Origin of the sequence: Candidatus Angelobacter sp. (genome assembly GCA_035607015.1) — a bacterium.
Taxonomy (GTDB): domain Bacteria; phylum Verrucomicrobiota; class Verrucomicrobiia; order Limisphaerales; family AV2; genus AV2.
Genome location: DATNDF010000081.1, coordinates 1 through 14,112, shown reverse-complemented (window position 1 = coordinate 14,112; position 14,112 = coordinate 1). Strand labels below are relative to the sequence as shown.

The window sequence follows — 14,112 nt, the reverse complement described above, 5'->3', positions numbered from 1 at the left end:
ACTCCAGTCGGCCTACGGCCTCCTTCCGTCCAGCATCGCGAAGAATAGAAACCGAACGAACAACAAACCGGCAGAACTTCAGTTATGAAGTGTCCCACCAACGGGGTCAGGTCAGCTTCAGTTCACGAGGCTATGCGCGATCCGCCAAAAGACTCGGGCCGCGATTACACCGGCCTCACCTTTAGCATGGCATATCCCCAGGCGATAAATCTCGTGGCAATGCGCACCGTCGCACAGTCGCTTCACGACATCACGATGTGCGATCTTCACTCGGGTGATCTTTCGCTGGCACACCAGGACCTGCTCGCGCTGGTCGGCATGGCACATCTACACGCCGAAAGTTGGACGATTGTGGATCAGATGATTCGTTCGGTCATGGCAGGTCTGGCGGTGGACGCGGTTTGGATGGCACTCCGGGCTCCGGGATGGACGGACGGCCAACTGGCTGAACTCCAGGACAAGCTCGCGAGCCTCTCTTTCTTCAAAGAAATGGAACAGGCAATTCGAGCAGAACGGGCCGTCGGCTTGGACTGGTATTGCGCATTGAAGACGAATCGGAACGCCACGGCCTTTGGAATCTTGAATCGCGGGCATTCAATGGCTGATCTTCCGGAAAAAGCTCTCGGATGGCTTTGGGAAACGTTGTGGGCCGACGGGGATCTCTGGTTCTACTGTCAGTATCAACAGAGATTCATTGATTTGACGCATGAGCTTGCGGTCAGCAACTCCTATCGCCAAATCGCGGCGGACTTTGACGAATTTCAAACGGATATCGAGAGAGCTTTCTCAGGAGTTCGGAGGTACAAATATCTTTGGTCGGCCATGCACTACCCCAATATGCGGCGAGTACTGGAGACACTGGCGAAGAATGAAACGTCGCGCCAGCTCGCCATCGCCGCCATTGCAATCGAGCGCTGCAAGGTGCGCCACGGCAAACTGCCCTCCGAATTGAAGGAGTTGCAGCCTGAATTCGTGAGCGTCTTGCCTGTGGATTTATACGTCGGCAGGCCGTTGCTTTACCGACCGAAAGTCGATGGCGAGTTTACGCTGTATTCCGTTGGGGTAAATTTCCGTGATGACGGCGGCGGCACGAACGATGTCGTTTGGCCCAAGCCGATCTGGCCGGCCAATTCCACAAAATAGAATTTTTTGCGGATTGCCGGGGCGGAGACTCCGATTAGCATTTGGACATGCTGTTGTTTCGCGATAAAATCCCGCCCAACTGGCTGCCAAAAATACTGGGCGATCTGCCCGCTGTTCTCGTGGATCACGCGCACCTCGAACGCAAGGCGGCCACGACCGCGTTGAATCTGGAGAAGTACCGCGACCTGTATCCGCGTGTCGAAGAGCTCAACGCCATTGCCATTGAGGAACTACAGCATTTTCAGCTCGTGCTCGATCTGCTGAAGCGGCGCGGCATTGCGTTCGGCCAGCCGTATCCGAGCCCATGGATTTCCGGTCTGATGAAGTCCGTGCGCAATGGCCAGCGGCACCAGGTGATTGATCATCTCATCTGCTGCTCGCTCATTGAGGGGCGCAGTTGTGAAAAATTTCAGATCCTCGCCCGCGAACTGGAACCCATTGACTCCGGGCTGGCAAAATTCTACGCGGGCCTGGTCGAGTCGGAAGGTAATCATTATGCGGCTTACATTCTGATGGCGCGGGCCATTGACGACGCGGAGACCGACCGCCGGCTCGATTTTTACCTCGACCTCGACGCGGCATTGATTCGGCAGCCAAACCCGCTGGCAATGCTGCACTAGTCGGCCAGCCCCGGACTTGCGGGCCGCCAGGCGGGCAAAGCGCTGAAGGGAAAACACGCAATACGTTTGCGTATTCTTTCTCCAAATGATTTCGTGGCGAGAGGTTGCCAAAGGAGACGGAAAGTTGTAGGAATTGCTCATCCGACCAGATTGAACGGCGCCCAACCATGGATCCAAAGAATATTCTGGGCAGCGTGAGCGAATCCATTTTCAACCTTTTTGGCAAAAAAGGCAAAACGGCTGTGATGGCGCCCCCACACCTGCATTCTGCGGTGCGGTTTCCGTACGGACCCTTCCAGTTCAAGTTTCAGGTTCCAAAAGGGGCCAGCTACGAGATTCAGGTCTCCCCCAACCTGCAGATCTGGCAGGCGATGTCCGCGGGGAAATCGAACGGCGAACCCGTGGACTACGTGGACTCGGATGCTTCCAAATTCACCTATCGGTTTTACCGCGTGCTTGCTGACGTCGTCCTTTCCGACAATGTGGTGGCTTATGTGACCATCAACGTGCCGCCCGGGTACTCGATGATCGCCAATCCCCTGCACGCGCCTTCCTCCACCGTTGGTTCGGTTTTTGCCCACATGCCAGACGGCGCGATGCTGAACAAGTTCGACACGCGGCTGTTCAAGCTGACCGAGAACGCGGTCAAAGGAGGCAAGTGGACCAACCCGAACGAAACTTTGGCACCCGGCGAAGGGGCGATTTTTTTTAACCCAACCTCCGACTTCAAGAACATCAATTTCACGGGCGAAGTGGCCCAAGGGAACTTGCTGCTTCCCATCTCTTCCGGTTTTTCCATTCGCAGCTCGCAGATTCCGAAGCCCGGGCGCCTGCATTCGGATCTGGGGTTCCCGATCGGCGAAGGGGACGTCGTTCATCTCTTCGACCGCGATCGCCAGAATTACGTTATTTACGAATACAATCCAAAAAAATGGGACTCCAACCCGCCGCTCGTCGGCGTCGGCGAGGCTTTTTGGGTCGGAAAGACGAAACCCGGCAATTGGGTCCAACACCTGGTCATCAAATAACGGCGCACTTCATCCGGACCCTCCGCGGCAATCAGATCAGATGTCCGGCGTCGCGAAATTGTTGTTCCCTGCATTGACTACGCGGGTTGTGCTGGCGACCGCAAGCGTTCTGCTTGCGTTTTCGGTCCGAATTGAAAAGATAGAAACTGATGAGCGGACATATCCTGGTGGTGGATGACGAGGCCCCCACGCGCGAATTGTTGTCGATCTACCTCAAACGCCGGGGCTCCACCGTGACCACGGCGAGCACGGCTGCGGACGCCCTGCGCCTCGTGGGCGAGTTGTCGATTGACCTCGTCATCCTCGACATCAATCTGGGCGAAAAGACAAGCGGCCTTGATCTATTGGAGCCCATCAGGAAAAACCGCCCGACCCTCCCAATCATCCTCTTTTCGGGAATTGGGCTCGACGAAAAGACCCTTCAGGAAGCCCGCCAGAAGGGGGTCGTGGGTTATTTGAACAAAACCCAGCCGCTCGACCAGATGTGGGCTGAAGTGCAACGCGCGCTTCATGCCTGATGCAATCCCATCGTCCGGTCTCCGATCCAGTCTTCGGTCGTTCAGCTTTCGCGGATCGCTCCTTCCGAAAGCCATTGCAAACCGGAAGCAAGGGTGTGCCATGCAAGTTGTTGTCCGGCGGACGAGGGGGGATGAATGGAGAAGGCGCGGTTCCGATAAATTCGGCGCGATTGAGGTAAATTAGCGCTTGTCAACACGCCAATCACTGTTAAGTTTCCGGGCCTTTGTTATGAAAGCTGACATTCATCCGAAGTATGTGGACGCGGAAATACGGTGCGCGTGCGGCAACGTCATCAAGACCCGCTCCACGAAACAGACGATTTTGATCGGCATCTGCAACGTCTGCCACCCCTTCTATACGGGCCAGCAAAAGTTTGTTGATACCGCCGGCCGGGTGGACAAATTCCAGCAGCGTCTCGCCAAGACGCAGGCAGCCCAGGCAACAGCCGCCGCTGCCGCAAAAAAGAAAAAGAAGTAGCTGACTTTTCCGCATCCGCCCGCAGTAGTGCCCCCACTCTGCGGGCGGATGCTTTTTTCTCAAATGGATTTGCGACCGTACCTGGAGAAATTCTCCGCACGATTGTCCGAGGTTGAAGGGGCGTTGAGCGATCCAAAAGTGTTCGCAAACCGCCAGCGCTTCCAGGAATTGTCGAAGGAATACGCGCGGCTGAAGGAACTCGCGGCGCACGGTTCGGCGTATTTGAAAACCGTGGTCGATCTGGCGGCCAATCGCGAACTGCTCGATTCAGAGGCGGCAGACTCCGAGATCGCGCAAATGGCAAAAGAGGAAATCACGCGACTCGAAGCCGTGGAGAAATGCCTTGCGTTGGACGTGCAGCGGGGCCTTGTGCCGCCCGACCCCGCCGATTCACGCAACACCATCATCGAAGTCCGCGCCGGGGCGGGAGGCTCGGAGTCGGCGCTGTTCGCCGCCGACCTTTACCGCATGTACAGCCGTTACGCTGAATCGCGCGGCTGGAAGCTGGAGACACTGGATTCCAGTCCCTCCGACCTCGGAGGGTTCAAGGAAATCATTTTCAGCGTCAGCGGGCAGGATGTGTTCAAACGCTTGAAATACGAAAGCGGCGTCCACCGCGTTCAACGCGTCCCGGCAACCGAGGCGCAGGGCCGCATCCACACCAGCACCGCAACCGTGGCCGTGCTGCCGGAAGCCGAAGAGGTGGACGTGCAACTCAAACCCGAGGAACTGGAGATCACGGTCTGCCGCGCTTCCGGCCCCGGCGGCCAGGGGGTCAATACGACGGACTCCGCGGTGCAAATCCTTCACAAGCCCAGCGGATTGATTGTTCGTTGCGCCGATGGCCGCTCGCAGCAAAAGAACAAACAGCAGGCGTTCACCGTGTTGCGCTCGCGATTACTCGAACAGCGTGTTACCGAGGAAAACGCGAAGTACGCGGCGCAGCGCAAGGCGCAAGTCGGCACCGGTGAACGCAACGAACGCATCCGCACCTATAATTTCCCGCAAAACCGCGTGACCGATCACCGCATCGAACTGACGCTTCACAATCTGCCCGCTATCATTGACGGCGACATTGACGGCCTCATCGAGCCGTTGATGGCACACGACCTGGAGGAGCGGCTGGTCGCATTGAAATTGTGAACTGATCGCCGGTAGCGCAAACAAAGTGACAGACGACATTCCCCCTCCCGATGAATCCTAAATCCCCAAAAGGAATCATCTTCGACTGCGATGGCACGCTGGCCGACACCATGCCGCTGCACTGGCGCGCCTGGTCGGCCATCGCGCAACGTCACCGACTGCATTTTCCGGAAGACCGTTTCTACGCACTGGGCGGCGTGCCGACGCGTGATATTCTGAAAATGTTGAGCCGGGAGCAGGGCGTGCCGATTGATCACATCGCCGTCGCGCACGAGAAAGAGAACGAGTATCTGCCACTGTTGCATCAGGTGGAGCCGGTCAACGCGGTCGTGGCCGTGGCGCGCGAGCATCACGGAAAAATTCCCCTGGCCGTGGCATCAGGGGGCACGAAGAAAATCATCACGCAAGTGCTCGAACATCTCGGCATCGTGAAACTGTTCGATGCGATTGTGACCAGCGAGGACGTTCCTCGCCAGAAACCCGCCCCCGACATTTTCCTCGAAGCGGCGCGCCGCATCGGTGTGCCGCCGCAATTCTGCCGCGCTTACGAAGACACCGAACTGGGCTTGCAGGCGATCAAAGCCGCCGGAATGGAAGCGGTGGATGTGCGTAAACTGCTCGTGAAGCTATGAGGCAGCTTAAGACCGCATTCGACCGGATAGAGGTGGGGCACGACATGATCTTTGATATTTCGTCTAAGGCTTCTCTACAGAATCTCTCTTGGGATACACAAACGCGTACCAACCGCTGCCCAATGGCCTGCACGTAACGCCCGGAAACGGTGGCCGGTTAGTTTGAAGGCTCCACAACAGTCCATCGTGCTCGGGACCGAAAGACGTTGGCCCGTGCAGGATGACCCAAAGCCATCGTTCACTCGTGTACGCATCGAATGTGCGATCGTAAATGGCAGGCCACGGCAAACCAGTAATAGGCTTGGTGCCGCGACCAACCATCATATCCCGGGCACTGCGTTCCGGCATGTTCCATCCGTGTTCACTGATGAACCTCTTGACACCATCCATCTTGTTGGTGTCTGGCGGTGGCCAGTCGAGGCAGTTTGCAGGCAACGTTGCGTGAATCCTGAACATATTTGTGACATAGATGCTGGGGTCTCGCCGAAGGTCCAACTCGGTAACGTTCGTGAATCCCTTCGCACTTAGCTCCTGTCGCAATTCCGCATAAATGTTCGTAACACCTCGTTCCTCAGCCGGGTGCTGGACAAAAAATTCAAAAAAACGGCGATAGTCCATATCGGGCAGACCATTGGTGGACTCACTATGTCCACAAATCGAGAGGGTCAGGACGAATGCTATCGCGACCGTTATTTTCACCGTTAACATTGTACTGGGCGGCGCGACATGCAATCTATGCCGTTTCGCAGTTGTCAGGTTACTCCCGGTACAGCAACTTTTCCAGCATCGGTTTTATGTTGTGATGGCAGGATTTAGCGGTGAGAAAAGGCGGCACTTCTCAAGCTTCCCGTTTCTTCCACACGTAGCGAAACATGATCACGCGGAGCGCCGCCGTCAGCGGGATGGCCAGAATGCCGCCGAGTAATCCCCCCAGCAGTGTCGTGCCAGCCATGACGGCTATGATGATGGCCAGCGGATGCAGTCCGACACGGTCGCCCATGATCTTTGGCGAGATGACCAGTCCTTCGAGCGTTTGGACGACGGCAAACACACCCAGGACGCCGAGCAGGTGCGGCCAGTCGCCGAATTGCGCGAACGCGATGATCAACGCCATGACGCACGTAGTGATCGCTCCTAGGAACGGGATCATGGTCAGCACCGTCGCCATGACGCCGAGCAGAAAAGCGTAGGGCAGGCCGACAATAAAAAAACCGATCGTGTAGAGAATACCGTCGCACAAGGCGACGATGACCTGTCCGCGGAAGAAGGCGATGAGGTAGTCGTTGATGGAGCGGAGCACAAAGACCAGTTCATCCTTGAAATCCGACTTCGCGATCGGCAGATAATCCGTCCATTTGCTTTCGATGCCTTCCTTTTCGAGGAGAAAATAAAAGGCGTAAACCGGGATCAACGCCAGTCCTGCTAGCACGCCGAAGATGGACGCAACCCTCGAAACCTGGCCGAACAGCCATGAACCGACCCTTGGCAGTGCCTTCGCCAGCCAGCCTGTGGCGGACTGTAATGTCCCGGTGTCGAGCGCGCTGCTCCAGATCGAAGGCGCTTCCGGGCTAGAGTCCGGAGCCGCAGGCGCGTTGGTGAGACTTGTCTCGGCGTTAGTTGTGCTGAGCGCATTCGTGCCGGCATTGGTGTCGGGCGAAATTTTCAAAAACTTTTGGAGGATTTTCGGCGGGTTGTTGATCCAATCCTGAGCCTTGTGGTGTACACGGACGACGTAGCTGGGAATCTTCCTGGCCAGGTCGCGTGTTTCGCGGACGATTTGCGGTACGACACTGCCGAACAACGCGAGCACGATCACCGCCGCCAGCGCGAACACACACAGGATGGCCCGGGTGCGCGGCACACCGTGACGTTCAATGAAGTCCACCACCGGATCGAGCAAATAGGCGATGACTCCCGCGACCGCCAGCGGCCAGAGCACGGGCGAAAGCAACCCCAGAACCTTGCCGAGTCCCCAAACCGCGCCCGCCACGACTGCGATAATGACTGCCACAGCCAGCGCGGTGACGGCCAGCCAGATCACTCGGGCTTGCCTGGATGTGGGCGGCGGGAAGTCCATTTGCCGGTCACCCCTGGCCCAGTTTTTTCGACTTTTCCGTCGCGGCACGAACGGCGTTCATGAGGGCTGCGCGCAGACCGCCTTTCTCCAATTCGTGCAGACCCTCAATGGTAGTCCCGCCCGGGCTCGCGACCATATCCTTGAGCGCGCCCGGATGCTGGCCGGTCTCCAGAACCATTTTCGCGCTGCCGAGCACGGTTTGCGCAGCAAGCCTCGTGGCCACGTCACGTGGTAGTCCCGAAGCCACGCCCCCATCGCTGAACGCTTCGATGATCGTATAAACGTACGCCGGACCGCTGCCGCTGAGACCCGTCACGGCGTCGAGCAGAGATTCCTTGAGTTGAAAGGCCAGGCCGACCGACGAAAACAGCTTTTGCACCAGGCGGCCATCTTCCGCTGTTGCGTTCCTGCCGAGCGCGTAAGCGGTGGCCGAAGACCCGACCAGCGCCGGCGTGTTTGGCATCACGCGTATGACTCTCGCCCCCTCACCCAGTCCTCCCTCCAGTTTCGCCAGCGTCACCCCCGCCGCGATGGAAATAAGTAGATGCTTCTCGGTCAACGAACCCCGGATTTCCTTGAGGACTCCGACAACGTGGTCGGGCTTTACAGCCAGCAGAAGCACATTTGCCGCTTTGACCACATCGATATTGGAATGTGTTACTTTCGCGCGTGTCTCTTCAGCAAACGTCGAACGGGCCGCGTCGATTGGATCGCTCGCCACGATCTGGTCCGCGTTGGCGATTTTCGCGTAAATGAATCCTTTGGCCAAAGCGGAAGCCATTTTACCCGCGCCAAGAAAGCCAATGTTGGGTTTGGCAGACATACGCGGGATTGTTCAAGTTCAGAAGACGCGAGTCGAGCGTGAAAATTGCGAATTGCTTGCTCCCACCCGGGAAAGCTCAACTGACAGAACGAACCATGAAACCGCAACAAGCCACTCCTTCGGTTTTAATTCTTCAGATGAACCGCCGACCTCTTTGCAACAGTATAGTCACCATGCCATCATCTCATTCTGAGAAATGCATGAATTCGCGGTTGAGATCCGCTGCTCTGGTTCCGTACCGGCTACCGAAGGGACTCGAGGTATGATAAATGATAAATCAAGCTCAACAAGCTTTCCAAACGGGACAAAGCCTCTTGCCGCGCAGGATGGCGGTTACAACGACACGGCTGGATTAGTTCGTTTGTGCGGATGAATTCCGTGCGATTCGGGAACCAGCGTTGCGCGACGCAAATGGTTGGCACGTATGAATTGTACGGCTTGACGCCACGACTCAAATGAACCGACTAAGGTCCCCTTTTCGAAGACGGCAATGCGCCCAGCCGGTGGCTCAGCATGTGGTTGTCGCTCTGAATCTACCATCGAATCAAGGGTCAAAGCACCTTCTGTTCTCAGCTTTTTAATGTCCAGATGATAATCAATCAACGCATTGCTCATCAATTGGTTACAATAATAATTGCTCGGTGGCATTGATCTTAAATGGAAGACCATGCATTGCAAATCCAATGCTGCCGCAGCTTGATACTTTGCAGTTAAATTGAGATTTCAAATCCCGATTGGAAAGGCCTCGTCCCGCGGATTAAAACACCCCCCCCCAGCCAATCTCGGCAGCGTCTTCCGAGTTTCAGACGCCAAATGCGCGGTTTTTGATGTTCACAAAAGCAAATCGCCGCGCGGTGTCGTGCGACATATCCGCGCGGCGATCGGAACAAGTTACTGTAGGCCGACGCACCCGCGCCGGCAACATTGCAAATAGCAAGAGTGATGCCTTGTTAATAAGACGACGGAATCGGACGCCGATCCTTGCCGGTTCGTCCATTTTACCCATGCCCACCCCAGACAAACCGTGTTATAACCGCCCAAACCAACTCCAAAACAGGCGGAAGGCCGGCTCTTTTAAGTACGCGCCTCCGTCCGATCTCGCTGCTGGTGACGCATTGCTACGCTGACCCATCCAATCGTCCGTACTTGCGAATCTCAGGCCAGATCAACGCGACGGCAATGACGACGAGGATTGTGCCTATGCCGCCCGAGACCACGGATATGATTGCCCCGGTTGAAATCGCGTTTCCCATCGCTGGTCCAAAAAGATGGGCGACCGTGCCGGATTCACATTCGCCCAACTGATTGGAGGTGCCTATGAACAGGCTGTTCACGGCGGAGACCCGTCCGCGCATTGCGTCGGGAGTGAGCAATTGCACCAGGGTATGGCGGACCACGACGCTGACGTTGTCGACCGCTCCGCAGAGAAACAGCATCGCGAGCGAAAACCAGAAATGCTTCGAAAGGCCAAACGCGACCGTCGCCAGCCCGAACACGATCACGGACCAAAGCAGCGCCTGCCCGGCCTTTTGCAGGGGGCGGCGGTGAGTGAGATAAAATGCAGACGCCACCGACCCAAGCGGAAGCGCCGCCTGCAGCCAGCCAAGCCCGCCAGGCCCGACATGCAAAATGTCTTTCGCGTAGGCGGGCAACAACGCTGTCGCGCCACCCAACAGCACCGCGAACAAATCGAGCGTGATCGTCCCGAAAATGATTTTGGTACGATAGACGAATTTAAACCCCGCGAGAATACGAGCGAGGGATATTTCTTCCTTCACGATGGGGGCCTGGCGGCTGCGCACGAGCGCGATCAGTCCCAGGCAAATCAGGGTCGCCACCGCGTTGATTGCATAAACGATCGCGGCATGGTGCGTCAGCGCAATCAGCCCGCCCCCCACGGCCGGGCCGATCACCGAGGACAAGTGAAACGCCCCGGTGTTCCACGTCACGGCGCGGGAAAAAACTCTGCGCGGGACAAGCTGTGGCAGGAACGCCTGGCTGGCGGGCCAAAGAAAAGTGCGCCCGACTCCTCCTGCGAACATGCAACAGAAGATCCAGAACACCTCGGCCCGAAACGCGGAAACCAGCGCCAGACCCACGCTCGACAGCGCAGCAAGAAGGATCGTCGCGAGAATCGTGCGTTTGCGGTTGTGATTGTCGGCCACATGTCCCGCTGGAAGAAAAAATAGAACCATCGGCGCCATTTGGGTCAGGCCGATCAGACCGAGCATCAACGGCGAATGTGTTCGCTCGTAGAGTTCCCAATTGACCGCGCCCGCCTGCATCTGCGCTCCTAGGGCCGCGATAAACCGAGCAATCAAGTACAGGGAAAAATCGCGGTTGCGGAGAATGGCGTATGCGCCCTCTTGCCCGCCGTCACCTGACGGCGACGGCAGCGGCTCCGTATGCGGACCGGGTTCCATCGTCCAGAAAACAAAGCATCATCGGACCGCAAACTCCAAGCAGAATGTCTGAATTACGAGAGTGACGCGCAACCGGTGATGACTCAGCTCCTGGGAAAAATAGTTTGGTTCACCGCGCCGTCCGCTCAAGTGAGCGCATTCCGGGTCGGAGCGCTTCTTCGGCGTCGCTTGATATCATCCAGTTGCACCCGGCGTTCCAATCGAGCGCGCTTTTCAAACTCACGGGTACCGGCTCATGAACGCCCGTATCGCGCATGGCTAATGATGTCGCCCTGGTTGACATAAAGCCGGGTCTCCCTCCAAGGAGCAGGAGGCGTGAACCTAAACCTTCAGACCGTTGGGTAACATTGGTAGCGAACGGAGACGAACGCCGGTCGCGTCGAAAATCGCATTGCCAACAGCGGGCGCGATGCCCACGATCGGCGTCTCGCCCGCTCCCGTCGAAGGTGAGTCCTTGCGGTCGAGCAGGACGATTTCAATTCGAGGTGCGTCGGCGAAACGCGGCACACGATAGCGGGAGAATTGTGGATTCAGGATCTTCCCGTTTTCAAACCGGATGGCTTCAAACAGCGCGCCGCCGAGACCCATCACGATCGCGCCTTCATTCTGGTTCTTGAGGTGATCAGGATTGAGAATCGCTCCACACTCGAAGGCCTGAACGACACGGACAATCCTGATCTTCCCGCCGGCAGGGTCGACACCGACCTCGGCGCACGTTGCGAGGCAGGAGCCTTTTTCCGAGCCGACCGCAATACCGGCGCCATGCCCGGACGGTAGTTTTGTTTTCCCCCATCCAAACGTGCTGGCCGCAGCCTCCAGCACCGCCCGCAGCCGCGCGTCTTTCAGGTTCTTCAATCGAAATTCAAGCGGATCCATCTTCACGGCGTGCGCCAGTTCATCCACGTACGACTCGCGCGCAAAGTGGTTTGCCGTGGCGGCAAGCGCTCGATACGAGCCTTGACGCAAAGGTGAACGAGCGGAATGAAATTCAACCTTCTGATTCGGAATATCGTAAAGCGGGCGGATGGCCGAGCCGCCGGAGTTGTAGTTGTGAAACTCCCATGCGGTGATGGTTCCGTCAGCGCGCACGCCGCCGCTTGCTTCGATGACTCCTGCCGGGCGGAAGTAAGCCCAGGTGAACTCCTCCTCGCGCGTCCAGACCAGCTTCACCGGTTTGCCCGCAGCTTTGGCCAGTCGCGCAGCTTCAACGGCCGCCTCACCGGTATGCTTGCCGCCGTAGCCGGAGCCGGTGTCAGGCACAATGACACGAACGCGCTCTTCGGGAACACGAAACGCCTGCGCGAGGTCCCCGCGCACGCCAAACGGCCGTTGCGTGCCCGTCCACACCGTCAGCTTGTCATCTTTCCATTCCGCGACCGCCGCGCGCGGCTCAAGTGGCGCATGGGCGATATATGCGATGGTGTAGGTCTGTCGGAGTTTGTGGTCGGCAGCGGCAAGTCCTTCCTCCATCGAACCCGTCTGGTTGCCCCCGCCGCCCCTGCCGCCGGATGTCGAGGAGGTCTTCTTCAGCTCATCGAACAATTCCTTGTCCGAGGTCTGCGGCGAGGTCTTCCATTCGGTGCGAATCGCCGCGACGGCGCGTTCGGCAATCTGTTCATCAGGCGCCGCAACGCCGACGAAATCACCGTCGCGAACGACAACCACGCCCGGCATTGCCTCTGCCGTTCCCGTGTCGGCTGATGTAAGTGTCGATCCGAACGCGGGCGGACGAAGGACTTTGCCGTGCAACATTCCGGGTCGCTTGATGTCCGGCGTGTATTTGTGTCCGCCCGTCACAAAGTCGCGTCCGGAAACCTTGGGAACCGAAGTGCCGGCGATTTTCCAATCCACGGCGGGCGTCGTCGCCGGATTATCGGCGACCGTCTTAAGGAGTTTTTGGTCCCCGGCGAGTTCACCGAAGGCCACGGAACGATTCGACCCCGGATGGGTGACTCTCCCGCTCTCGACCACCAGCTGGCTTCGCTCAATTTTCAACTGTTCCGACGCCAGCCCGACCAACGCCTCGCGCGCTGCGGCGGAAATCTTGCGAAGCTGGGCTGCCATGTCCGGCGTCGTGCGGCTGCCAAACGTCCCGGCATCAAAAGGCGTCAACTCGGTGTCGCCCATGGTCAACCGGATTGAAACAACCGGAACGCGCAATTCCTCGGCGACGACCTGGGAGAGCGAAGTGCGAATGTTTTGTCCCACTTCGGCCTTGCCGGTGAAAACCGTGACGACGCCATCCTTGCCAATATGAAGCCATGCGCCCAGTTCCTGGGGACGTCGCTGGCCGCCACCGCGCCGTCGTCCCCCGCCCGACTCTTGCGCAGTGACTTCCTCGAGCAGCAAGAGAACGACAATGCCACTGCCGAAGACTTTGAAAAAATCGCGCCGCGCCAGATCAAAATGATAAACAGGCGCCGCTCGCAACTCGTATCGCTCCGGTTCCACGTTGAGTTCGGGCACGACCTGAGCTGTCATCCAGTCCCTCCCTTCATCACTTTGGCCGCCCCCTGGATCGCCATGATGATCCGCCGATACGTTCCGCAGCGGCAGATGTTGCCCTCCATGAAATGAACGATCTCCTCCTCGGATGGATTCGGGTTCCGCCGGAGCAACGCCGCGCCCGACATGATCATGCCGGACGTGCAGTAGGCGCACTGCATAGCGCCGGCGTCCAGAAACGCCTCTTGCAGGGGATGCAGCCGCCCGTCTTGTTCCAGACCCTCGATGGTCGTGATTTTCTTTTGAGCGGCGTCGCCTACGGATGTGTGGCAGGAACGCGCGGGAAATCCGTTGAGCCAAACAGTGCACGCCCCGCATTGTCCTTCGCCACATCCGTACTTGGTCCCGGTCAGATCGAGATCGTCCCGCAGGACGCTGAGCAGGGTGCGCTCGGAATCAGCGTCCACCCGAAGCGCCTTGCCATTGACATGAAGCTCAGTGACTTTCGCCATAAAACGACGGGTTCAATTTGTCGCGCCACTGGATACTTTATTAGAGACTCCGGCATCTGAGAAATGGTTTCTTTGTTCTTTTGCGAGCGTCTTGGGATTCAACGGGCGGGCAAATCCAGGTCGGGAGTGTGACCTGACCCCGTTGGTGGGACACTTCATAACTGAAGTTCTGCCGGTTTGTTGTTCGTTCGGTTTCTATTCTTCGCGATGCTGGACGGAAGGAGGCCGTAGGCCGACTGGAGTCCGGCATCGCTCGCGCTTCGCGCATAC

General features: G+C 57.8%; 14 protein-coding genes. 7 read left to right on the top strand and 7 right to left on the bottom strand.

Going from position 1 to position 14,112, the window contains the following annotated elements; all coding sequences use genetic code 11:
• Positions 1 to 84: 84 nt before the first annotated feature.
• The 7 genes from VN887_03385 (at position 85) to VN887_03355 (ending at position 5,562) form a co-directional block, all read left to right on the top strand.
• Positions 85 to 1,143 carry a hypothetical protein gene (locus tag VN887_03385; GenBank protein HXT39044.1) on the top strand — a complete coding sequence of 353 codons (1,059 nt, stop codon included), beginning with the start codon at positions 85 to 87 and terminating at the stop codon, positions 1,141 to 1,143.
• Positions 1,144 to 1,190: 47 nt separating this feature from the next.
• Positions 1,191 to 1,763 (top strand): tRNA-(ms[2]io[6]A)-hydroxylase, encoded by a 573-nt coding sequence (locus tag VN887_03380; GenBank protein ID HXT39043.1) that lies wholly within the window; start codon positions 1,191 to 1,193, stop codon positions 1,761 to 1,763.
• A gap of 167 nt (positions 1,764 to 1,930) precedes the next feature.
• Positions 1,931 to 2,791 (top strand): hypothetical protein, encoded by an 861-nt coding sequence (locus tag VN887_03375; GenBank protein ID HXT39042.1) that lies wholly within the window; start codon positions 1,931 to 1,933, stop codon positions 2,789 to 2,791.
• A gap of 149 nt (positions 2,792 to 2,940) precedes the next feature.
• Positions 2,941 to 3,309 carry a response regulator gene (locus VN887_03370; protein ID HXT39041.1) on the top strand — a complete coding sequence of 123 codons (369 nt, stop codon included), beginning with the start codon at positions 2,941 to 2,943 and terminating at the stop codon, positions 3,307 to 3,309.
• Between the two features lie 229 nt (positions 3,310 to 3,538).
• Complete coding sequence (gene rpmE, locus VN887_03365; protein HXT39040.1) at positions 3,539 to 3,787, top strand: 50S ribosomal protein L31; 249 nt, start codon at positions 3,539 to 3,541, stop codon at positions 3,785 to 3,787.
• A gap of 63 nt (positions 3,788 to 3,850) precedes the next feature.
• A complete protein-coding gene (gene prfA / locus VN887_03360; GenBank protein ID HXT39039.1) occupies positions 3,851 to 4,930 on the top strand; it encodes a peptide chain release factor 1 in 1,080 nt (359 codons plus the stop codon).
• A gap of 50 nt (positions 4,931 to 4,980) precedes the next feature.
• Positions 4,981 to 5,562, top strand: coding sequence for an HAD-IA family hydrolase (locus VN887_03355; GenBank protein HXT39038.1), 582 nt, complete (start codon positions 4,981 to 4,983; stop codon positions 5,560 to 5,562).
• 63 nt (positions 5,563 to 5,625) lie between these two features.
• Here VN887_03355 and VN887_03350 read toward each other — a convergent pair whose 3' ends face one another.
• The 7 genes from VN887_03350 to VN887_03320 form a co-directional block, all read right to left on the bottom strand.
• Positions 5,626 to 6,261 (bottom strand): hypothetical protein, encoded by a 636-nt coding sequence (locus VN887_03350; GenBank protein ID HXT39037.1) that lies wholly within the window; start codon positions 6,259 to 6,261, stop codon positions 5,626 to 5,628.
• A gap of 139 nt (positions 6,262 to 6,400) precedes the next feature.
• Positions 6,401 to 7,639, bottom strand: a complete 1,239-nt coding sequence (locus VN887_03345) for an AI-2E family transporter (GenBank protein ID HXT39036.1) — start codon at positions 7,637 to 7,639, stop codon at positions 6,401 to 6,403.
• 7 nt (positions 7,640 to 7,646) lie between these two features.
• A complete protein-coding gene (gene proC / locus VN887_03340; GenBank protein HXT39035.1) occupies positions 7,647 to 8,462 on the bottom strand; it encodes a pyrroline-5-carboxylate reductase in 816 nt (271 codons plus the stop codon).
• Between the two features lie 333 nt (positions 8,463 to 8,795).
• Positions 8,796 to 9,077: a hypothetical protein gene (locus tag VN887_03335; protein HXT39034.1), complete on the bottom strand. Its 282-nt coding sequence runs from the start codon at positions 9,075 to 9,077 to the stop codon at positions 8,796 to 8,798.
• A 503-nt stretch (positions 9,078 to 9,580) separates the two neighbouring features.
• Entirely contained in the window at positions 9,581 to 10,885 is a 1,305-nt protein-coding gene (locus VN887_03330; protein ID HXT39033.1) for an MFS transporter, read from the bottom strand.
• A 321-nt stretch (positions 10,886 to 11,206) separates the two neighbouring features.
• Positions 11,207 to 13,366 (bottom strand): molybdopterin cofactor-binding domain-containing protein, encoded by a 2,160-nt coding sequence (locus VN887_03325; GenBank protein ID HXT39032.1) that lies wholly within the window; start codon positions 13,364 to 13,366, stop codon positions 11,207 to 11,209.
• Positions 13,363 to 13,842 carry a (2Fe-2S)-binding protein gene (locus VN887_03320; GenBank protein HXT39031.1) on the bottom strand — a complete coding sequence of 160 codons (480 nt, stop codon included), beginning with the start codon at positions 13,840 to 13,842 and terminating at the stop codon, positions 13,363 to 13,365. Before VN887_03320 ends, VN887_03325 begins: the two co-directional genes overlap by 4 nt.
• Positions 13,843 to 14,112 lie beyond the last annotated feature (270 nt).

Bases quoted from the DNA above. Each gene is read 5' to 3' on its own strand.
- VN887_03385 (HXT39044.1), top strand. From the start codon at position 85: ATGAAGTGTCCCACCAACGGGGTCAGGTCAGCTTCAGTTCACGAGGCT.
- VN887_03380 (HXT39043.1), top strand. From the start codon at position 1,191: ATGCTGTTGTTTCGCGATAAAATCCCGCCCAACTGGCTGCCAAAAATA.
- VN887_03375 (HXT39042.1), top strand. From the start codon at position 1,931: ATGGATCCAAAGAATATTCTGGGCAGCGTGAGCGAATCCATTTTCAAC.
- VN887_03370 (HXT39041.1), top strand. From the start codon at position 2,941: ATGAGCGGACATATCCTGGTGGTGGATGACGAGGCCCCCACGCGCGAA.
- rpmE (HXT39040.1), top strand. From the start codon at position 3,539: ATGAAAGCTGACATTCATCCGAAGTATGTGGACGCGGAAATACGGTGC.
- prfA (HXT39039.1), top strand. From the start codon at position 3,851: ATGGATTTGCGACCGTACCTGGAGAAATTCTCCGCACGATTGTCCGAG.
- VN887_03355 (HXT39038.1), top strand. From the start codon at position 4,981: ATGAATCCTAAATCCCCAAAAGGAATCATCTTCGACTGCGATGGCACG.
- VN887_03345 (HXT39036.1), bottom strand. From the start codon at position 7,639: ATGGACTTCCCGCCGCCCACATCCAGGCAAGCCCGAGTGATCTGGCTG.
- proC (HXT39035.1), bottom strand. From the start codon at position 8,462: ATGTCTGCCAAACCCAACATTGGCTTTCTTGGCGCGGGTAAAATGGCT.
- VN887_03335 (HXT39034.1), bottom strand. From the start codon at position 9,077: ATGAGCAATGCGTTGATTGATTATCATCTGGACATTAAAAAGCTGAGA.
- VN887_03330 (HXT39033.1), bottom strand. From the start codon at position 10,885: ATGGAACCCGGTCCGCATACGGAGCCGCTGCCGTCGCCGTCAGGTGAC.
- VN887_03325 (HXT39032.1), bottom strand. From the start codon at position 13,366: ATGACAGCTCAGGTCGTGCCCGAACTCAACGTGGAACCGGAGCGATAC.
- VN887_03320 (HXT39031.1), bottom strand. From the start codon at position 13,842: ATGGCGAAAGTCACTGAGCTTCATGTCAATGGCAAGGCGCTTCGGGTG.